Origin of the sequence: Geobacillus sp. YHL (assembly GCF_022341265.1) — a bacterium.
Lineage (GTDB): Bacteria > Bacillota > Bacilli > Bacillales > Anoxybacillaceae > Geobacillus > Geobacillus thermoleovorans.
On the sequence record NZ_JAEIGB010000010.1, the window covers coordinates 1 to 21,515 of the forward strand.

At 53.5% G+C, this 21,515-nt stretch carries 15 protein-coding genes and 1 pseudogene; 11 read left to right on the plus strand and 5 right to left on the minus strand.

Annotated features, from left to right (window positions below):
- Positions 1–138: 138 nt before the first annotated feature.
- Positions 139–651 (plus strand): annotated as a pseudogene (locus JCR24_RS10380) (aldehyde dehydrogenase family protein); the annotation flags it as partial.
- 29 nt (positions 652–680) lie between these two features.
- Positions 681–2,033, plus strand: coding sequence for an aspartate aminotransferase family protein (locus tag JCR24_RS10385; protein ID WP_238980577.1), 1,353 nt, complete (start codon positions 681–683; stop codon positions 2,031–2,033).
- Between the two features lie 224 nt (positions 2,034–2,257).
- Here the strand turns inward: JCR24_RS10385 and JCR24_RS10390 are convergent, their stop codons facing one another.
- Positions 2,258–2,827, minus strand: a complete 570-nt coding sequence (locus JCR24_RS10390; RefSeq protein WP_238980578.1) for a Uma2 family endonuclease — start codon at positions 2,825–2,827, stop codon at positions 2,258–2,260.
- 210 nt (positions 2,828–3,037) lie between these two features.
- Between JCR24_RS10390 and JCR24_RS10395 the strand changes: the two genes are divergently transcribed.
- Positions 3,038–4,024, plus strand: a complete 987-nt coding sequence (locus JCR24_RS10395) for an NADPH:quinone oxidoreductase family protein (protein WP_238980579.1) — start codon at positions 3,038–3,040, stop codon at positions 4,022–4,024.
- A 199-nt stretch (positions 4,025–4,223) separates the two neighbouring features.
- On the opposite strand, the gene gltC is transcribed toward JCR24_RS10395, so the two are convergent.
- Positions 4,224–5,135: a glutamate biosynthesis transcriptional regulator GltC gene (gene gltC, locus JCR24_RS10400; RefSeq protein WP_020755536.1), complete on the minus strand. Its 912-nt coding sequence runs from the start codon at positions 5,133–5,135 to the stop codon at positions 4,224–4,226.
- 125 nt (positions 5,136–5,260) lie between these two features.
- On the opposite strand from gltC, the gene gltB reads away from it, so the two are divergent.
- From gltB to JCR24_RS10425, 5 genes are all read left to right on the plus strand, one after another.
- Positions 5,261–9,823, plus strand: a complete 4,563-nt coding sequence (gene gltB, locus JCR24_RS10405) for a glutamate synthase large subunit (protein ID WP_238980580.1) — start codon at positions 5,261–5,263, stop codon at positions 9,821–9,823.
- Positions 9,824–9,969: 146 nt separating this feature from the next.
- Positions 9,970–11,454, plus strand: a complete 1,485-nt coding sequence (locus tag JCR24_RS10410) for a glutamate synthase subunit beta (RefSeq protein WP_011230928.1) — start codon at positions 9,970–9,972, stop codon at positions 11,452–11,454.
- A 212-nt stretch (positions 11,455–11,666) separates the two neighbouring features.
- Entirely contained in the window at positions 11,667–12,251 is a 585-nt protein-coding gene (locus JCR24_RS10415) for a phosphatase PAP2 family protein (protein WP_020278734.1), read from the plus strand.
- A gap of 167 nt (positions 12,252–12,418) precedes the next feature.
- The gene (locus JCR24_RS10420) at positions 12,419–13,207 is read left to right on the plus strand and encodes an ATP-binding protein (protein WP_062898572.1); all 789 of its coding nucleotides are present in this window, start codon (positions 12,419–12,421) and stop codon (positions 13,205–13,207) included.
- Between the two features lie 151 nt (positions 13,208–13,358).
- Complete coding sequence (locus JCR24_RS10425; protein WP_033025220.1) at positions 13,359–15,452, plus strand: GDYXXLXY domain-containing protein; 2,094 nt, start codon at positions 13,359–13,361, stop codon at positions 15,450–15,452.
- A 24-nt stretch (positions 15,453–15,476) separates the two neighbouring features.
- Here the strand turns inward: JCR24_RS10425 and JCR24_RS10430 are convergent, their stop codons facing one another.
- A complete protein-coding gene (locus tag JCR24_RS10430) occupies positions 15,477–16,349 on the minus strand; it encodes a fructosamine kinase family protein (protein WP_014195613.1) in 873 nt (290 codons plus the stop codon).
- Positions 16,346–17,074, minus strand: a complete 729-nt coding sequence (locus JCR24_RS10435) for an NAD-dependent deacylase (RefSeq protein WP_014195614.1) — start codon at positions 17,072–17,074, stop codon at positions 16,346–16,348. The genes JCR24_RS10430 and JCR24_RS10435 overlap by 4 nt, the downstream gene beginning before the upstream one ends.
- 145 nt (positions 17,075–17,219) lie before the next feature.
- Between JCR24_RS10435 and JCR24_RS10440 the strand changes: the two genes are divergently transcribed.
- The gene (locus tag JCR24_RS10440; protein ID WP_033025223.1) at positions 17,220–17,771 is read left to right on the plus strand and encodes a DJ-1/PfpI family protein; all 552 of its coding nucleotides are present in this window, start codon (positions 17,220–17,222) and stop codon (positions 17,769–17,771) included.
- Positions 17,772–17,926: 155 nt separating this feature from the next.
- On the opposite strand, the gene JCR24_RS10445 is transcribed toward JCR24_RS10440, so the two are convergent.
- Positions 17,927–18,820: a DMT family transporter gene (locus tag JCR24_RS10445; RefSeq protein WP_023634139.1), complete on the minus strand. Its 894-nt coding sequence runs from the start codon at positions 18,818–18,820 to the stop codon at positions 17,927–17,929.
- A 313-nt stretch (positions 18,821–19,133) separates the two neighbouring features.
- Here JCR24_RS10445 and JCR24_RS10450 point away from each other — a divergent pair, with 313 nt between their 5' ends.
- The gene (locus JCR24_RS10450; protein WP_033025224.1) at positions 19,134–20,570 is read left to right on the plus strand and encodes an NAD-dependent malic enzyme; all 1,437 of its coding nucleotides are present in this window, start codon (positions 19,134–19,136) and stop codon (positions 20,568–20,570) included.
- A gap of 145 nt (positions 20,571–20,715) precedes the next feature.
- On the plus strand, positions 20,716–21,471 hold the full coding sequence (locus JCR24_RS10455) for an SIS domain-containing protein (protein WP_238980581.1): 756 nt from the start codon (positions 20,716–20,718) through the stop codon (positions 21,469–21,471).
- Positions 21,472–21,515: the final 44 nt, after the last annotated feature.

Consider the following 21,515-nt stretch of genomic DNA (forward strand, 5'->3'; position numbering starts at 1 on the left):
GGAAATCACCCATGTCCCATTCTGAAATAATTCACAAAAAATTTAGCACATTCTTTCGGAAAGGGGGAGAGGGATATTCCGAAGGAATGTGCAAAAAAGAGTCTTTTTTGTGCGGAAATAAAGTGATAATTTACAGGTGGTATGGATCCGGAAGTGTTATTAACCCCGGTCATTCGGCAGTCTCACCGTGAAAAGGTGCTAGGCTACATTCAGAAGGGGATTGAAGAGGGCGCGGTATTGCTGCGCGATGGGCGAAAGGAAATGGATGATAGACCCGAAGGCAATTTTTTAGGTCCCACGATTTTTGATTATGTCACCCCGGATATGACGATCGCGAAAGAAGAGATCTTCGCACCTGTATTAAGTTTGCTGAGGGCCAATGATTTAGATGAAGCGCTCAGCTATATTCGGAAGTCTCGGTATGGGAACGGGGCGACGATTTATACAAAGGATGCGAAGGCCGTCCGGAAATTCCGTGAAGAGGCCGATGCGGGGATGTTGGGCATTAACGTCGGCGTGCCGGCGACGATGGCGTTTTTCCCGTTCTCTGGCTGGAAAGATTCGTTTTACGGCGATCTTCATGTGAATGGAAAAGATGGCGTGAATTTTTACACGCGCAAAAAGATGATTACTTCCCGGTTTGATTTTTAACCTGTGTTGGGTGAAAGGGGCAGAGAATCATGCAAACTGAACAAACCCACCAACTGTGGCTCGACAAAGATGACCGATATATCTGGCATTCGATGAAGCCATATAACCCACAAGCAACGCTGATTGCCGCCGAAGCGAAAGGCTGCTGGGTGACGGATGCAGCTGGCCATCAGTATTTGGATGCGATGGCGGGGCTCTGGTGCGTCAACGTCGGCTACGGGCGCGAGGAACTCGCCGAAGCGGCGTATGAGCAGCTGAAGACGCTGGCGTATTTCCCGTTGACGCAAAGCCACTTGTCGGCGATTCAGCTCGGGGAAAAGCTCAACGAACTGTTAGGCGATGAGTATGTGATTTTCTTTTCCAACAGCGGGTCGGAAGCGAACGAAACGGCGTTTAAAATCGCCCGCCAATACCATCAGCAACGCGGGGAGCATCACCGGTACAAAATCATTTCCCGCTACCGGGCGTACCATGGGAATTCGATGGGGGCGCTCTCAGCGACCGGGCAGGCGCAACGGAAATACAAATACGAACCGCTCGCGCCAGGGTTCATCCACGTGCCGCCGCCGGATGTGTACCGCGACCCGGATGCGGCGGATGACCCGCGCCGGTTGCGGGCGGTCAAGGCCATTGATGATGTCATGACGTGGGAGTTGAGTGAAACGATTGCGGCCGTCATTATGGAGCCGATCATCACCGGGGGCGGTGTGCTCATTCCTCTGGACGGGTATATGAAAGCGGTCAAAGAAGTGTGTGAAAAACACGGGGCTTTGCTGATTGTCGATGAAGTCATCTGCGGCTTCGGCCGGACGGGAGCGGCGTTCGGATTTCAACACTACGGCGTCAAGCCGGACATCATCACGATGGCAAAAGGCATTACGAGCGCGTATTTGCCGCTGGCGGCAACGGCGGTGCGAAAAGAGATTTATGAAGCGTTCAAGGGAACGGATGAATACGACTACTTCCGCCATGTCAATACGTTTGGCGGCCACCCGGCTTCGTGCGCGGTGGCGCTGAAAAACATCGAGATTATGGAGGAAGAGCGGCTGTTTGACCGCTCGCGCGAGGCTGGGGAATGGCTGCTTGATGAGCTCAAAACGAACCTAGCCGGCCACCCGTATGTCGGCGATGTGCGGGGCAAAGGGCTGCTTGTCGGCATTGAGCTTGTCGCTGACAAAGCGACGAAAGAGCCGCTCGATGTGTCGCTTGTCAATCAAGTGATCCATCGATGCAAAGAGAACGGCCTCATCATCGGCAAAAACGGAACGACAGTCGCCGGGTACAACAACGTGCTCACCTTGTCGCCGCCGCTTTGCATCACGGATGATGAACTTTCGTTTGTGGTCCGCGTCTTGAGCGGGGCGCTAGCGGCCATTCAATAAGAAGAACGACAAACGTCAGCCGGATCGACAGGCTGGCGTTTTGTTTGCCTTCGTGCAGACATTCGGAAAAACATAGAAGCAGGCCGCTGTCGCTAGGGTTGGACGTTCTCCCGGTTTCGAGATGGGAGATTCTTAGACATCTGCCTTAGGGCCGGCTGCCCGATCATCGATTCCTGTGCGTTTGACGAAAGATCGATCATGAACACTGAATGGTCAGAACCGTTTTAACTCCATCCAAATACATACGTTAGTGGAATAGCTAAGTCCTCAAATTGTGCGGAATGCAGCGTGTCTTGTTGCCCGTATGTGGCATGCCGTTGATAGGCTCCTTCGTGCAAATGGTATACATGAATCATTTTGTTAGCCGTATCGACGATCCAATATTCTGCAATGCCATAGTGTTGGTACGTGTAAAATTTTTCGTTGTAATCTTTTAAAGCGGTTGAAGGTGACAAAACTTCAACAACCAGTGCAGGCGCCCCGTAACATCCTTTTTGGACAATCTGTTTTTTATTGCAAATCACGGCAATATCGGGTTGGACAATGTCATCAGGGGTTTCATACGTTTCATTTTTGCTAAGGAATACATCAAACGGCGCCATAAAGACATAACAATGTTTGTTTTGGAAAAAATGGCGCAAAGCAAAATACAATTCTCCGACGGCAAATTGATGTTCCGAAGATGGAGCAGGTGTCATATTATAGGCTTTTCCATTTATCAGTTCCCAGCGGCCTTCCCACGTTTCCCAGTCAGCGTACGTGTAAATTTTGTTCGAGTCAGGGATATTGCCCATTGTTCCACCCTCTTTCATTTTAAAGATACGCTTGTTTACAGTGTACCAAAAGAAATCAAGGAAGTGTAGGGAGGACCTTTCATTAGACGTTTATTCATCGTTCGCTTACGCTCACAGGTGGAAGTGAGGGGCTTTTTGGTTCAGAAAAGGAATCTGGCGTTTGGTTGTCGAATGACATGAGTGAAAAATGTATGGGAAAGGGAGAGAATGATGTCCGTATTTCAAGCGTTCGTTGTCAACAAAACCGAAACAGAATTTACTGCCGGTGTGCAGACGATTTCCATGGATGATTTGCCGGAAGGAGACGTCGTTGTCCGCGTCCATTATTCAAGCGTCAACTACAAAGATGGATTGGCGTCCATTCCGGACGGCAAAATTGTGAAAACGTATCCATTTGTGCCGGGAATTGATTTGGCCGGGGTGGTTGTTTCGTCGCACCATCCGCGTTTCCGCGAAGGGGATGAGGTGATTGCGACTGGCTATGAAATCGGCGTGACGCATTTCGGAGGCTACAGCGAGTACGCCCGGCTGCATGGCGATTGGCTCGTGCCGCTGCCAAAAGGGTTGACGTTGAAAGAAGCGATGGCGATTGGGACGGCTGGGTTTACAGCGGCGCTGTCCATTCACCGTCTTGAGGAGCATGGGTTGACGCCGGAACGCGGACCGGTGCTTGTCACGGGGGCGACGGGCGGCGTCGGGAGTCTGGCCGTGTCGATGCTATCGAAGCGCGGCTATACGGTGGAAGCGAGCACAGGCAAAACGGCGGAGCACGACTATTTGCGCGCCCTCGGCGCCAAGGAAGTGTTGATGCGCGAAGACGTCACGGCTGAACGCATTCGTCCGCTTGATAAGCAGCGCTGGGCCGCGGCGGTCGACCCGGTCGGCGGCCGGACGCTGGCGACGGTGTTAAGCCGCATCCGCTACGGCGGAGCGGTGGCGGTGAGCGGGTTGACAGGCGGCGTCGAGGTGCCGACAACCGTCCATCCATTCATTTTGCGCGGCGTCAGCTTGTTTGGCATTGATTCCGTCTATTGTCCAATGGATTTGCGTTTGCGCATTTGGGAGCGGCTCGCTGGCGACTTAAAGCCAGATTTGGAGCGGATTGTTCAAGAAATTTCGCTCGCTGAATTGCCGCAAGCGCTTGAGCGCATTTTGCGCGGCGAGCTGCGCGGCCGGACGGTCGTGCGGTTAGGATGACGTTCGGACGCAATCGAACGGAAGCAGCGTCCGAACTTGGTGCTCTCCACATCTTCTTTTTGAATGATCCTTGATGAGTGAAGGCGACGGAAAGGGGAAGTGTGCAGAAGAAGAAAGGAAAGACGCAGAGTGAAGCACCTGCGTCTTTTTTTTGTGATCTCGAATCCGTTTTTCGACGTGAGCGTAGGCGGGGGAGCGTTCACCCCCTCAATTGATACCGCTCGAGCTCCGCGAAAAAGTCTTTCACAAACTGGTAAAACACTTTCACCGACGGAGCGAGTTCGTGGTGGTCGGAAATGATAATGCCGACGTTTCGCTTTACTTGCGGCATCTCAATCGGCACTTTGGCGGCGTAGCGAAGGAGGCTTTCCGACAAGGCGCTTTCCGGCAGGAGGGTCACGCCGATGCCAGCGGAGACAAGCCCTTTAATGGCATCGAGATCTTCGCCTTCCGATGAAATGTTGGGCGAAAATCCGGCTTGGTGGCAAGCGTCAATAACGATTTGATGCAAAATGTATCCTTTTGGAAACGTTACAAATGGATCATGGCGCAGTTCGTTCAATACGATCCGGTCGCGGCGGGCGAGCGGATGGCTGTTCGGCAGGAGGGCGGCAAACGGTTCGGAAAACAAAATTTCTCCTTTAATGCCGATTTCACGAACCGGAATCGGTCCGAGAAAGGCAAGGTCGATCTCCCGTTTTTTCACCGCTTCGATTAAATAATAGTACGACCCTTGGCGGAGATGGAACGAGACGTTTGGGTGTTCCGCTTTAAAGGCGGAGATGACCATCGGCATCATGTGGCTTGCCAGGCTTGTCGGAAACCCGATTTTAATCGTTCCGCGTTCCGGGTCCAAATACTCTTCGATTTGTTGCTTTGCATCCTCGACCGCCTTCAACACCGCTTCGGCGTGCGGCAAAAAATGGCGGCCGATCGGGGTGAGCTTCACGTTTCGCCCTTCCCGTTCAAACAGCTGCACGCCAAGCTCCGCTTCGAGGTTGGCAATTTGCCGGCTGATCGCCGACTGCGCGACATGGAGGGCGTCGGCGGCTTCGGAGACGTGTTCGCGCCGGGCGACTTCCACGAAATATTGCAGTTGCCGCAGCTCCATTTTTCTCCCTCCTTTTGATTGATCGCAAAAAGAGATGGATTTTATCTAAATTATATATTGTTTATATTAATTTTGAAAACTACAATGAATATTACAGACAATTCGGAACGGGAGGGGAAGGCAGCATGAAACACTACGGATTACCGGAAGCGCAAGGGTTATATCGCCCGGAATTTGAGCATGATGCATGCGGGATCGGGTTTTATGCGCATTTGAAAGGAAAACCGTCGCACGACATTATCAAAAAGGCACTTCATATGCTTCGCCAGCTTGAACACCGCGGCGGACAAGGGAGCGATCCGGAAACGGGCGATGGCGCGGGCATTATGACGCAAATTCCGCATGAGTATTTTCAAGCGGTGTGCGGCGGGATGAACTTGCCGGAAAAAGGGCGCTACGGGGTCGGGATGTTCTTTTTGCCGGAAGAGGAAGCGAAACGGGCGTACTATGAATCGATGTTCAATGAGATCGTCGCTCAAGAAGGGCAACGGCTGCTCGGATGGCGGACAGTTCCAGTTGATCGTGAAAAGCTTGGCAAACTGGCGCGGCAAAGCCAGCCGTTCATCCGCCAAGTGTTTGTCGCGGCAAGTGATGACGTGGCTGATGAGTTGGCGTTTGAACGGAAGCTGTATGTGATCCGCAAACAATTCGAAAAATGTGTGGAAAACAACGAGTGCTATGTAGCGAGCTTCTCGAGCCGGACGATCGTTTATAAAGGGTTGCTTACGCCGGAACAAATCGATGCGTTTTATTTGGATTTGCAAGATGAACGGTTCCGTTCGGCGTTTGCTCTCGTGCACTCGCGCTTCAGCACGAACACGTTTCCGAGCTGGGAGCGGGCCCATCCGAACCGCTACTTGATCCATAACGGCGAGATCAACACGCTGCGCGGCAACGTCAACTGGATGGCGGCGCGCGAGAAACAATTTGTGTCCGAAGCGTTCGGCGCGGATTTGGAAAAAGTCGTGCCGATTTTGGATACAAACGGCAGCGACTCATCGATTTTGGACAATGCGTTCGAATTTTTCGTTCTTGCTGGCCGGAAGCCGGCCCATGTCGCGATGATGCTCATTCCGGAACCGTGGTTTTGGGATGAGCAGATGGACGGGGCGAAAAAGGCGTTTTACGAGTACCATAGCTGTCTCATGGAGCCGTGGGATGGACCGACGGCGATTTCGTTCACCGACGGCAAGCAAATCGGCGCCATTTTGGACCGGAACGGCTTGCGTCCGGCCCGCTATTACGTCACCAAAGACGACTACATTATTTTCTCATCCGAAGTCGGCGTCATTGATGTCGACCCGAACAACATTTTATATAAGGAACGGCTGAGCCCGGGGAAAATGCTTTTGGTTGACCTCGAGCAAGGGCGCATCATCTCCGACCAGGAAATCAAGGAAGAAATGGCTCATGAAAAGCCATATCGCCAATGGATCAACGAGCAAATGATCACGCTTGGCGATCTGGAAATTCCGGAGGACGTCGAAGCGCCGAAGCAGCTTGTCAAACTGCAAAAAGCGTTCGGCTACACGTTTGAAGATGTGGAAAAAACGATTTTGCCGATGGCGACGGAAGGGAAAGATCCGACGGGCGCCATGGGCATGGACGCGCCGCTTGCCGTGCTGTCGGAGCGGCCGCAAAGTTTGTTCAACTACTTCAAGCAGCTGTTCGCCCAAGTGACAAATCCGCCGATTGATGCGATTCGCGAATATGTCGTCACGTCAACGATGACGTTGCTTGGCAAAGAAGGGAACATTTTGCATCCGGACGCCAAAGCGGCGCGGCGCATCCGCCTTGAGACGCCGCTGTTGACGAACGAGGAACTGGCGGCGTTAAAAGCCAATCCGTATCCGGAGTTTGCCTGTGTGGTGTTGCCGACGCTGTTTACGGATGACTTGAAACAGGCGCTTGATGAGCTGTTTGCCAAAGCGGATGAAGCCATTGCAAACGGCGCGGCGCTCCTCGTGTTGTCCGACCGCGGCGTCGATGAAACGCATGTGGCGATTCCGGTGTTGCTGGCGGTAAGCGGGCTTCATCAACACCTTGTCCGCAAAGGGACGCGCACGAACGTCAGCCTGCTGGTCGAAAGCGGCGAAGCGCGTGAAGTGCATCATTTTGCGGCGCTCATCGGCTACGGGGCGGACGCCATCAACCCGTACTTGGCGCTCGAGACGATCCGCCAAGCGTCAGAAAACGGCACGATCGCCTTGTCTTACCGTGAAGCGGTGAAAACGTATATGAAGGCAGCCGTTGACGGCGTTGTCAAAGTGATGTCGAAAATGGGGATTTCGACTGTGCAAAGCTACCGCGGCGCACAAATTTTTGAAGCGGTCGGCATCGGCAACGATGTCATTGAGGAATACTTTACCGGCACGGCATCGCAAATTGGCGGCATCGGGCTTGCGGAAATTGCAAAAGAAGCGAAAATGCGCCACGAAGCCGCTTTCGGCGCGCGGCATGAAGACGATGTGCTCGATACGGGCAGCGAGTTGCAATGGCGGCGCAACGGCGAACATCATGCATTCAACCCGAAGACGATCCATTTGCTGCAGTGGGCGTGCCGGAAAAACGACTACAATCTCTATAAACAATATTCGAAACTGGCCAATGAAGAACAGTTGACGTTCTTGCGCAATTTGTTCGATTTCGATTCGAGCCGGCAACCGGTGCCGATTGAGGAAGTCGAACCGGTCGAGTCGATCGTCCGCCGCTTTAAAACAGGGGCCATGTCGTTCGGTTCGATCAGCCAGGAAGCCCATGAGGCGCTGGCGATCGCCATGAACCGGATCGGCGGAAAAAGCAACAGCGGCGAGGGCGGCGAAGACCCGGCCCGCTATGTGAAAGATGAAAACGGCGACTGGCGCCGCAGCGCGATCAAACAAGTGGCGTCCGGACGTTTTGGCGTAAAAAGCCATTATTTGGTCAATGCCGATGAATTGCAAATCAAAATGGCCCAAGGAGCAAAACCGGGTGAAGGCGGGCAGCTTCCGGCCAACAAAGTGTATCCGTGGGTCGGCAAAGTGCGCGGCTCAACGCCAGGGGTGGAGCTCATTTCGCCGCCGCCGCACCATGACATTTACTCGATTGAAGATTTGGCCCAGCTCATTTATGACTTGAAAAACGCCAACAAAGATGCGCGCATCAGCGTGAAGCTCGTCGCCAAAGCCGGCGTTGGCACGATCGCCGCTGGCGTGGCGAAAGGGAACGCCGATGTCATTGTCATCAGCGGCTATGACGGCGGCACGGGCGCTTCGCCGAAAACGAGTATTAAACATGCCGGCCTGCCGTGGGAGCTTGGTTTGGCGGAAACGCATCAGACGCTCATGCTCAATGGGTTGCGCGACCGCGTCGTTCTAGAAACCGACGGCAAATTGATGACCGGCCGTGACGTTGTGATGGCGGCGCTGTTTGGGGCCGAAGAATTCGGATTTGCGACGGCACCGCTCGTCGTTTTAGGCTGTGTCATGATGCGCGTCTGCCATTTGGATACATGCCCGGTCGGCGTGGCGACGCAAAATCCGGAACTGCGCAAAAAATTCACCGGGAAGCCAGAACATGTCGTCAACTTTATGTACTTTGTCGCTCAAGAAGTGCGGGAAATTATGGCGGAGCTCGGCTTCCGCACGATCGACGAAATGGTCGGCCGCGTCGATGTCTTGAAGGTAAGCGAGCGGGCGAAAGCGCATTGGAAAGCGAAACATCTCGATCTGTCGCGTCTTCTGTACCAAGTCGATGGACCGCGCACTTGCATCAAAGGGCAAAACCATCGTTTGGAAGAGACGCTTGATCATACAGAAATTTTGCCGGCGGTGCAGCCAGCGCTTGAACGGCAGGAGCCGGTCGAACTTCACCTCGCCATCCGCAACGTCCACCGCACGGTCGGGGCGATGACCGGCAGCGAGATTTCGAAACGCTACGGTGAGGAAGGGTTGCCGGATGATACGATCCGCCTCCATTTCACCGGATCGGCTGGGCAAAGTTTTGCGGCGTTTGTGCCGAAAGGGATGACGCTCGAGCTCGTCGGTGACGCGAACGACTACGTCGGCAAAGGGCTTTCCGGCGGCAAAGTGATCGTCCGTCCGCCGCATGAGGCGCCGTTTGCCGCAGCGGACAATGTCATTATCGGCAACGTCGCTTTCTACGGGGCGACGAGCGGCGAGGCGTACATTCGCGGCCGCGCCGGTGAACGGTTCTGTGTGCGCAACAGCGGCGTCCATGCTGTTGTCGAAGGAGTCGGCGATCACGGGTGTGAATATATGACCGGCGGCCGCGTCGTCATCCTCGGTTCGGTTGGCAAAAACTTCGCCGCTGGCATGTCCGGGGGCATCGCTTACGTTCTTGCCGATGAAGACAGCTGGCAGCAAACCGCCAACCTTGAGCTCGTCTCGTTTGAGCGGCTCGAAGACGAGGAAGAAATTCGCGACGTGCGTCGGATGATCGAAAACCATTACCGCTATACGGGAAGCCCGCGGGCGGCGTTAGTGCTCGAAGAGTGGGATGCGTATGTCCGCCGGTTTGTCAAAGTCATTCCGCGCAATTACAAACTGATGATTGAGACGATCGAAACGCTCGAACAGTCCGGGCTTTCGCACGAAGAAGCTGTCATGGCGGCGTTTGAAACGGTGGCGAAACGGAAAAAAGCGGCGGCTGTCGGCGGCGCCCATCAGCTCGAGGCGGTAGCGAAGTAACGCCGCAGCTTGCGGACGGCCGCAGGGCGACGGCGCCGCTTTGGCCCCGCGGCCGCGCGGGGCTCGCTTTTTAACTGGCCTAACAGGCGGGAAGGCCGCATCGGGGAGAAGAGAGGACGTGTACGGAAAGAAGGAGGGGAACCATCGTGGGAAAAGCAACAGGGTTTATGGAATATGCACGCGAGGAAGAAAAAAAGCGCGACCCGCTTTCCCGTCTTGATGATTGGAAAGAATATACACAGCCGTTTTCGGAAGAGGTGCTGGCCCGCCAAGGCGCCCGCTGTATGGACTGTGGAACGCCGTTTTGTCATATGGGATTGGAGCTAAACGGCCTTACCTCGGGGTGTCCGGTGCACAACTTGATCCCAGAATGGAACGATTTGGTGTACCGAGGCCGTTGGAAAGAAGCGCTTGACCGACTTTTAAAGACCAACAACTTCCCAGAATTTACCGGCCGCGTCTGTCCGGCGCCGTGCGAAGGATCGTGCACGGTGGCCATTTCCGACCCAGCGGTTGCGATTAAAGGAATCGAACGGGCCATTATTGATAAAGGGTTTGCTGAAGGATGGGTGAAACCGCGCATCCCGAAGACGCGCACGGGGAAAAAGGTGGCCATCGTCGGCTCCGGCCCGGCCGGGTTGGCCTGCGCTGACCAACTCAACCAAGCCGGCCATTCGGTGACGGTGTATGAGCGGGCTGACCGCATCGGCGGCTTATTGATGTACGGCATTCCGAATATGAAGTTGGAAAAAGAAGTGGTCGAGCGGCGGGTGCGTCTGCTCGAAGAGGAAGGCATCACGTTTATTACGAACACCGAAGTCGGCAAAGATATTATGGCTGACGAACTTCGTGCTCAGTACGACGCCGTCGTCTTGTGCATCGGTGCGCAAAAGCAGCGCGATTTGGCCATTGAAGGCCGGGAGCTTGAGGGGGTCCATTTTGCGATGGATTATTTGACCGGCGTGACGAAAAGTTTATTGGATTCGAATTTTGCCGACGGCCAGTTTATCGATGCCAAGGGAAAACGTGTCATCGTGATCGGGGGCGGCGACACGGGGGCCGACTGCGTGGCGACCGCGCTGCGCCAAGGCTGCAAAAGCGTCGTCCAGTTTGGCAAACACCCGGCTTTGCCGGACAAGCGCCCAGACAATAACCCTTGGCCGCAATATCCGCTCGTTTTCACGCTTGATTATGCGTATGAGGAAGCGAAGGCGAAATTTGGGGCAGACCCGCGTCAATATTGCATTCAAACGAAAAAAATCGTAGGCGACGAGCACGGCCGCGTGAAAGAGCTGCATACGATTCAAATGGAAAAAATCATTGATGAAAACGGCAAAGCGATCTTTAAAGAAATTCCGGGGACGGAACAAGTATGGCCGTGTGATTTGGTGTTTATCGCCATCGGGTTTGAAGGGCCAGAGCAGCCGTTGTTGAAGCAGTTTGGCGTTGAAACGATCAACAACAAAGTGAAAGCCCCATACGGCAAATATACAACAAACATCGAGGGCGTGTTTGCGGCTGGCGACGCCCGCCGCGGCCAAAGCCTGATCGTTTGGGCGATCCACGAGGGCCGGGGGGCGGCCCGTGAAGTGGACCGGTTCCTGATGGGAGAGACGAAGCTGCCGTCGTAACGGTTGTTTCCTCCTTAAAAAGTGTTGCTTTTTAAGGAGGATTTTTCTTTTGTTCATGAAAATATATTAAGTTATAATGAGGAACTTTCAATGTTTCCTTTTGGTTTGATCTCCGTACAAATCGACTTTGATATCCAGTGGTGGGCAACCGACTGATGCGGTTGTGAGGAAGCATCAACAAGGAGTGAGTCAGAGTGAACCGACGATTATGGATGATAGCGGCTGTCGGCGCGGTCTTTTTTTTGGCTGTTTGGGCAAGCGTGGCAGCCGGGGTGACAAAGGCGGCTGACGAAGGTGGGCTGCAGCTGTTTGATTCATGGCAATGGCTCGATCCGTTTACGTTTCTCGGCAATGGGAAAACAATAGGCATCATCAGTGTGATGCTTGTCATTGGTTTATGGTTTTTCCGCCGCGATGTCTATGGAATGGTGTTGGTTGTCGTCGCTGTTGGTGGGGGGTATGGCATCAACGAATGGATCAAGCATGTTGTGGGGCGGGAGCGCCCGCCGCATGCCGAGATCGGGGGGTTCAGTTTTCCGAGCGGCCACGCGATGATCGGGACGATTTACTTGCTGCTTTTAGCGTATTTTTTGGCGCAAACGCGCACCAAGCGTGGAGAACGGGCGGCCATTTACGGCGTGTTTGCGGCGCTGGCGCTCTTAACTGGCTTAAGCCGGTTAAGCTTGCAAGTGCATTATCCGTCTGATGTGCTTGGCGGGTTTGTGCTTGGCGGTGCTTACTTGGCGGCCTGTCTTGCTCTTTATCGGATGTGGATTCATCGAGGCGGCCGTTTGTAGCTGATCATCAAAAAATCATTTTTTGCCCCATGTTGATTTGATGATGAAGCCGATTCATCGGTTTGATTTAGCGTCTGATCTTGTCGAAAAGGAGAAGAAAATCTCTTTTTCTATACTATGACGTTGTGTGGGACAATGATACAATGGGGGAAAGGAGGTGAGAAACGATGAGCCAAGCCGAACTCGTGCAACTAATGGCTGAATTGCTTGACCAAAAGTTGAATCCGATCCACATGCGGCTCGATCGGATCGAAGGCGATGTCCGGGCCCTTCAAGAAGGACAAGCGCGTTTGGAAGGCGAGATCCAAGCGCTGAAAGAAGGACAGGCGCGCTTGGAAGGTGAAGTGCAGTTGTTGCAAGAGGGGCAAGCCCGCTTGGAACAGCGGCTTCACCGGGTGGAAGAGGATGTGCGCACATTAAAAGCGGACATGGACATGGTCAAAGGCGACGTGCAAACGTTGAAAGCGGACATGGACGCGGTCAAAGGTGACGTGCAAACGTTGAAAGCGGACATGGACGCGGTCAAAGGTGACGTGCAAACGTTGAAAGCGGACATGGACGCGGTCAAAGGCGACGTGCAAACGTTGAAAGCGGACATGGACGCGGTCAAAGGTGACGTGCAAACGTTGAAAGCGGACATGGACGCGGTCAAAGGTGACGTGCAAACGTTGAAAGCGGACATGGACATGATCAAGGGCGACGTGCAAACGCTCAAAGAAGGGCAACAACGGCTTGAAGCGAAAGTTGAACGGGTCGAAGAAAAAGTTGACAACCTCGCAACAGAAATGCGGAGCCACTTTCGCCACATCGAGAACATGCTTCATAAGCATCAGGCCGCTCTTGATCTGGCTTCGCGCGAGTTCTCTTCCAAACAGGCATCCATCGATTATTTGATGAAAAAAGTGACAGAGCATGATATGGAAATTTTCCACTTAAAAAATTATCTCCAACCATAATGTTCTTCACCGCAACAAAGAAAAAAGTCTAAAAGGCCGGTGGTAACTAGGAAAATGCGATGGAATAAGGCGTGTTTTCACTGGTCTTCTAGACAGCTTTTTCAGCATATGCTTTATAGAGGAAAGATCTGAGTCACAGGGAGGAAGCGATATGGCGGCCCGGATCGTGAAAACGGGGTATGCGTTGGCGTTTTTGTGCATCATTGCCGGCATTGTGTATTTTTTTGCCGCCAACTGGCCGGGGATGGGGCGAGAGGTGAAAGTCGGAATCAGCATCGGCATGATGGCGGCATTTTACATCGCAAGCGCGGCGCTTTGGGGCCGCCATCGTTTCTTAGGGCGCTGGATGCTGATCGGCGGGGTGTTGTCATTTGGCATTGCGTTGGCGTTGCTTGGACAAATTTACAATTCGCATGCTGACAGTTATTGGCTGTTTCTTGCCTGGCTTGCGCCGACCGCTTTGTTGGCGCTGCTGACAAAAGAACGGGTGCTGTCCGTGATCGCGATTGGGTTGTTGCAGCTTGCGTGCTGGTTTTATTATTTTCCGTCCGCTTATCGGATTGAGTGGACGGAATGGTCGTCGTTTGGTTTGCTCTTATTGTTTGCAGCGATCAACGGCGTGCTGGTTGGTGTCAGCCGTACGCCGTTAGTCGCCCATCTCGCTTATATTGCCATGCAAGGTTGGCTGCTTGTGATTGACGTAACCGGTTTTTCCTATGGGCGCGACGCATGGTGGCCATACGTGTATACCGTGTTGCTCGCCGTGTTGCTTTATTATTTTCTTGTCATCGCCAAGCAGCGGCCGTACGTGTTGTTGACGAGTTTGTTTGCTGGACTGTTTTTGTTCATTCAATACATTCGCTTGCTCGCAGATCATTTTGAAACGTGGCTGCTTCTCATTGGGCTTATGGCGGCCGCTGCTGTGCTGTGCGGCGGCGTTGTGCTATTGCGGCGGGCTGGGCTGTTTTCAGCGGAGACGAAAGCTGGAAGGCGTTTTTTGGCGTCGTTTCAAGCGATTGTCACGCTTGCGGCTTCCGCGTTGGCCATACAAAGCCTGCTTGGCTTGTATTTCCTTTGGACAGAGTCATGGTCGCCTTACGTGCTCTTTTTCATTTCCATCTTTGGATTTGTCGTTCCCGCCTCATTTGGCCGGCGTTGGAATCCGGTCGTTCGTTATACACTGCTTGCTATTGGTTACGGGCTCGGGGTGGCGATGGCGTGGGAGGTCTCGCGGTCGACTCTGTTCCTCTATGCCATTGGGCTTGCGATTGGCGTCATCCGATCATCAGACAGCGGAGTGCGCCGGTTGACGACGGCGGCGCTGACGGTCTATTTAGGGATCGCCTTAAGTTCAGTGATGGATGACGGCCGGATGGTGTTGCTCACCTTGGCTTTGGTCAACGGCGGGTTGTATGCGTATGGCCGCTTTCGCGAAACGCCGTTTCTCACTCCGCTTGTCTTGGCGTTCGGCGCGCTTGGGATTGCGACAAGCGTTGATGTGTTTGCGGCTGATGGACTGTACGTGACGTTGAATATCGCCATGATTTTGGCGCTTGCCTTCTTTCTTTTCCGCGGTCGGCAACTGGAGCGGAAGACCGCTTGGGTGTACACAGCGCTTTATCTCGTGCTGAAATATTATGAACTCGCATGGAATTTGCTTCATAAATCGGTCAGTTTGCTGGCGGCGGGAGCGGTGTTGCTCGCATGGGCGGTATGGCTTGAGAAACGAAATGGCTTCACATGGAGGCTGGGCGTGCGCTGGGGGCGGCGCGTTTCGTTGTTGACGCTCATAGTCGTGATCGCTCAATTTTCATTTTTAGGTTATACCGTGTGGCAAAAAGAACGATTGTTGCGATATGGTGATGTAGTAAAGTTGGAACTTGAACCGTTGGATCCACGTTCCATGTTGCAAGGGGATTATATTCAGCTTCGGTACGATATTTCCACCATTCCGTCGCTTGACGGAAGCGGACGGGTGCAAGTCGGGCTGCGAAAAGGAGAGGACGGGGTGCACCGTTTGGCTGGCGTATATATGGTCAATGGGGAAAAAAGGCCGGGATACACGCCGCAACCGGGGGATGTGATCATCACCGGTACGTTTCACGGCCCGCAAGTCGTGTATGGCATTGAATCGTATTTCATTCCGGAAAAAACGGGGATGAAACGGCAAGAGAATGTTCGGTTTGCCTATGTGCGCGTGAGCGAAAACGGTGATGCGCTGCTCGAAGCGATCCGTGCTGAATAAGGATGGCGGGGGAAGCAGGAAAAACTACTCCCCCGCGTAACGATCCAGCACGCGGTCAACCGCGCTGCCGTATGTTTCGCCAAATAAATTTAGATGAACGAGCAAGTAAAACAGCTGGTAGAGTGGTTTTCGGCCATGATAATCAGCCGAGAGCGGCATAAGCTCGCGATAGCTCTCATAAAACCGGACTGGGAAGCCGCCAAACAGCTCGGTAAACGCGATCTCAAACTCATGATGGCCATATAAAACAGACGGATCGATCAAATACGGCACTCCGTCTGGTCCTGGAATCCAGTTGCCGCTCCATAAATCGCCATGCAAAAGCGACGGAAAACAGTCATCCGGGAGCCATTGGTCAAGCCGCTCGAGCAGCCATTCGAGACGTTTGCGCCGCTTGACGGGCAGGAGGCCTCTCTCCGCCGCTCGCGTTATTTGTGGTCTAAGGCGGGCGTCGCGGTAATAGTCGGTCCAGCGGCCGTACCAGCCGTTGCGCTGCGGCAGCATGCCGATATAGGTATCGCGGTCAAGCCCGAACGCCGGTCCGCGGCATTGATGGAGGCGGGCAAGGCCGCGGCCGAGCTGTTCGGCCGTCTGTTCCGTTTCTGTTCCTTCGATCCACTCCAAGACGAGCCAGCCCCAGCCGTCCGCTTCCCCGAAGCCGAAGGTATGCGGAACGTTGATGGCGCGTGCTTGCCTGATCAGCTCGAGGCCCATCTGTTCGGCAGCGAAAAATCCACTCGGCGGGAAACGTTGCATTTTGATAAAGTACGTTTGTTTGCCGCTTTGGACGCGATAGACGTCATTGATGTCGCCGCCTGATACGCGGCGCCAATGGCGGATGTGGGAGTGGTCGCCGATCGATTCGAGCGCCATTTGCAACATCGTTTCTTTGGTCATGGATCCACCTCCGCCAACTGCTCATTGAGCTCGTTCAGCACTTCACCGATTTTTCGCTGATGGATGACAGCATCGGCGAGATCGTCCAGTTCCGTCGGTTCCCAATTGATGATCACGAGTTTAGCCCCACTCCGCTTGGCAACAAGCGGCAGCTGGTTGGCTGGGGATACCTGCAGAGAGGAGCCGAGCACAACGAACAAGTCCGCTTGGCGGGCCGCTTCCCACGCTTGATCGATGGCTTTCTCCGGCAGCGGCTCGCCAAACAGCACGACCGACGGGCGCAAAACTCCGCCGCATTCGCACGTCAACACACCGTGCAAATAGACAAAGCTGGGTTTTGACTCCCCGCACCGCTGACAATGGACGGTGCGGAGCGAGCCATGAAGTTCGATGACGCGTCGGCTTCCCGCTTCTTGGTGAAAGCCATCGACATTTTGCGTCACAATCGTTTGCACGATCCCGCGCCGCTCCCAATCGGCCAATAAGCGGTGTCCGTCATGCGGTTGGCATTGTTGCAAGGTGCGAATGCGATATTGGTAAAACTCGACGAACGATTCACGGCGATGGTACAGCGCATCGATGGTAGCGAGTTCGCTCGGGTTAAAACGCGCCCACAGCCCGGTGCGCGGCGAGCGGAAATCGGGCAGCCCGCTTTCGGTTGACATGCCGGCGCCGGTCAGCACGACGGTGTGGCGCGAGGCGGCCAGCCATGAGGTGATGGTCATTCTGTTTCCCTCCTTACTGTCGCAACCATAGCGACTCTCGTTTCTGCTGCTTCATACCTTTCCACCAATCATTTTACTTTTCCTTTTCACTCGTTTCCAGTATGATAGAAATGAAAGAAAAAAATGGACAAGGAGGCGGGAATCCATGAGCAAAAAAGTGTTGATCATCACCGGCGACGCTGTTGAGGCGCTGGAGGTGTATTATCCGTATTATCGTTTGTTGGAGGAAGGGCATGACGTAACGATTGCCGCGCCGAAGAAAAAGAAACTGCACACCGTTGTCCATGATTTTGCCGACTGGGATACGTATGTGGAAAAACAAGGCTATTTGATCGACGCCCATGCATCGTTCGCCGAGATCGACCCGACGCAATACGATGCGTTAGTCATTCCAGGCGGGCGGGCGCCGGAATACATTCGCCTTGATGAAAACGTGCAGCGCATCGTCCGTCATTTCTTTGAGGCGAATAAGCCGATTGCCGCAATTTGCCACGCCTCGCTCATTTTTGAAACGATGCCGGATTTGTTGAAAGGACGGAGTTTGACAGCGTATATTGCCTGCAAGCCGGGGGTTGAGGCGCTAGGAGCGACGTATGTGTCTGACCATACAGTCCACGTTGACGGCAACCTCGTCTCCGCCCATGCGTGGCCGGATTTGCCGGCGTTTATGCGTGAGTTCCTTCGATTGCTCCAATAGCCAAAAAGCGGTCTCCCTTTGGGTGAGGGGAGACCGCTTGTGCATGCAACAGGGTTTTGGGTGCGGCGGGCGGCGCTGTTTTTCATGGCTAAAGGTTCCCGCTTGTGATGGCGGGTTTTATTTTTGATGATGCTGTCCGCCAAACGGCCCGGCCGTCATCCTGCGATATCCACTTGTTCCGTCTTCACTTTCGGCGCTTTTGTCGCCAAATAGACGCCGAACAAGACGATTGCGCCGCCGGCCAGCTGCAGGACGGATAGAGCACCGCCAAGCAAAAACGTGATCACAGCGGTAAATACGGCAATTAAGTTTAAATATACACCGGCATGGCTCGGACCGACTTTTTGCACTGAGATGTTCCAAAATAAGAAGGAAAGAATGGACGGAAACAAGCAAATATAGACCAATCCGGCGAGCCCAGCTGCACTTATGTGATCAGCTGGAAACGGATAAAAGAATGCGAACGGCCACAGCAGCAGCAAGCTAAAAAAAACGGAGCACGTTGTCGCTGTAATCGGTGGGACGGGTAGTTTTTTGCCGATGATCGAATAAAGCGCCCAGACGACACCGGCGGCGAGCATCATCAAATCACCGCGGTTGTAGTTCATTCGGAAGACGTGTGCTATATGCCCATCCGTTAAAATAAACAATACACCGGCCAGCGACAACAAAAAGCCGGCAATATTGGTTTTTGACAGCCGCTCCCGCAGCAGCGCATACGACAACACGACGATGATCGCCGGATTGAGCGAATTGACGATCGCTGCGTTCATCGGCGATGTATAGGCGAGCGCGCCGTATAAAAGCAAATTATAGCCGATGACGCCAAGAATTCCGGCTGCAGCGAGCGGCAGCCAATATTGTTTGATGATGTCCTGGTAGCGCGGCCGCTCAAGCCAGTACGATACGGGCGCCAACACGATAAAAGCGGCGCACCAACGGATCAACGTCAGCCAAAATGGGCCCGTTTCCGCAATGATGGACTTCCCGATGACGTAATTGCCGGCCCAAAACAAGTTGGCCAGCACGAGAAACAGCTTTTCTCTCATTCTTTTTCGCTCCTGTCTAGTTTTTCCTTTCTTTTACGTTTACTTCATTGCTGCTCTGATTTCCTTCTTGCATGTTGTTTTTCTGCCGTCAGCCACCCCTGTTGCTGTTTTGCCAACAGCGGAACATGAACGGTGGGAAGAAGGCTGCGCTGGCTCAGGACGCATGCTGTTTCACGTTCGGCGGAAAGATGCATGTGTTTGCCGAAAGGGGTGTACAATAAGGGTTGTCTTTTTCCGGTTCATAGGATAACATTTGTACCGTAAGATGATTTACTGATTTAAACAAAAATAGAGAAAAGGAAGGACGATTGTTATGGCATTACCAGGCGGGGCAGCGATGAACATTACGATTCGTCTCCAGTTCGAAAAAGATATCGTCTCGTTCAGCGATATCGCCGCCGCAATCGGCAAAGCGGGCGGGGACATTGTCGGAATTGACGTCATTTCATCAAGCAAAGTTCACACGGTGCGCGACATCACCGTCAGCGCCCTCGACACGAAGCAGTGCGATTTGATCATTGAGGCGCTGAAAAAAATTCGCGGCGTCAAAATCATCAACGTTTCCGACCGCACGTTTTTGATGCACATCGGGGGGAAAATTGAAACAAATTCAAAAATCCCAGTGAAAACGCGGGACGACTTGTCGCGGGTGTATACGCCTGGCGTGGCGCGCGTCTGCACGGCCATCGCTGAAGATCCGCGCAAGGCGTATTCGTTGACGATTAAACGGAATACGGTAGCCGTGGTTTCGGACGGCACCGCGGTGCTCGGGCTGGGCGACATCGGCCCGTATGCGGCGATGCCGGTCATGGAAGGGAAAGCGATGCTGTTTAAGGAATTTGCCGGAGTGGACGCGTTTCCGATTTGCTTGAACACGAAAGATACGGAAGAGATCATCCAAATTGTGAAAGCGATCGCCCCGGCGTTTGGCGGCATTAACCTCGAAGACATTTCCGCTCCGCGCTGCTTTGAGATTGAAAAGCGGTTGAAGGAAGAGCTCGACATCCCGGTGTTCCATGACGACCAACACGGCACGGCGGTCGTGCTCTTGGCCGGATTGCTTAATGCGTTGAAAATCGTCGACAAAAAACTCGAGGACATTAAAGTGGTTCTCACCGGCATTGGCGCCGCTGGCATCGCCTGCACGAAAATTTTGCTTGCGGCCGGCGTACGCAACATTATCGGGGTCGACCGCCACGGCGCCATCCATCGCGATGAAACGTATGAAAATCCGTATTGGCAAGAATATGCGCAAATCACGAACCCGGATAATCTGAAAGGAAGCTTGTCCGATGTCATCGCCGGCGCAGATGTGTTTATTGGCGTCTCAGCTCCCGGCATTTTAAAAGTGGAAGATGTGAAAAAAATGGCGCGCGACCCGATCGTGTTTGCGATGGCCAACCCGATTCCGGAAATTGATCCGGAGCTGGCCGAACCGTACGTGCGCGTTATGGCGACCGGACGTTCTGATTATCCGAACCAAATTAACAACGTCCTTTGCTTCCCGGGCATTTTCCGCGGGGCGCTCGACTGCCGGGCGAGAGAAATTAACGAGGAAATGAAGCTTGCCGCTGCGAAGGCGATTGCCTCTGTCGTGACGGAGGATGAATTGAACGAAACATACATCATCCCGAGCGTCTTCAACAGCAAAGTCGTTGAACGCGTCAGACAAGCGGTCATCGAAGCCGCTTACCGCACTGGGGTGGCGCGGAAGGACAATATCCCGGTTGGCGGATATACAGGGCAGTAAAGCAAGGAATGCGATGGAACCGACGGACGGCTTCCTTTATAGGGGAAGCCGTTTTTTTGGCTGCAGGAGCGGGTCTAACCGTGGCTGCGGCGGGCTAAATCTAGTTTAGGGATAGGAAATCAAGCGCTTAAGGGGCGAATGGCCGATGATCAATCAATATTTCCAAAAAATCAATGAACATCTGGAACTCGTTTTAAGCCATGAAAAGGACAATCTAAAAAAGGCCGCCCATATGGTAAGCGAAGCGATTCAAAACGGCGGAATCATTCAGTTATTCGGATGCGGCCATTCCCATATTTTGACGGAGGAAGTGTTTTACCGGGCGGGAGGGCTTGTTCCGGTGAAACCGATCTTTGTCGAGCCGCTGATGCTTCACGAAGGGGCGGTGCGGTCGTCCATGTTGGAGAGAATGAATGATTTGGCACAAAATTTTATCAATCATGAGGATATCCGTCCTGAAGATGTGTTTTTTGTTTTGTCCACATCGGGGCGCAATCCTGTTCCGATTGATGTGGCGTTGGCAGCAAAGGAGAAAGGGGCGTACACGATCGCGATTACATCTTTGGAATATTCGAAGAGTCAACCGTCGCGGCATAAGAGCGGTCGGTTATTGTATGAAGTGGTGGACTTGGTGATTGACAATCATTGTGTGAGAGGAGACGCGATTTTAGCTCATCCGAATGTTTCCGTTCCATTTGCCCCTACTTCGACCGTGATCGGCAGCGCGATTTTAAACGCCGTTTTCGCCGAGGCGATTGTCCTCATGGCGGAAAATGGAATAGAACCGCCGATCTTTTTAAGCGGCAACATTGAGGGGGCGGACGAACATAACCGCCGATGGGTGGAGAAATATAAAGAACGCATTCCGGTGTTGGTTGAGGGGCATCAACTATCGCAATAGAAGAGGCGCTCTATAGCCAACCGCCATCCGTTCTTGCTAAAATA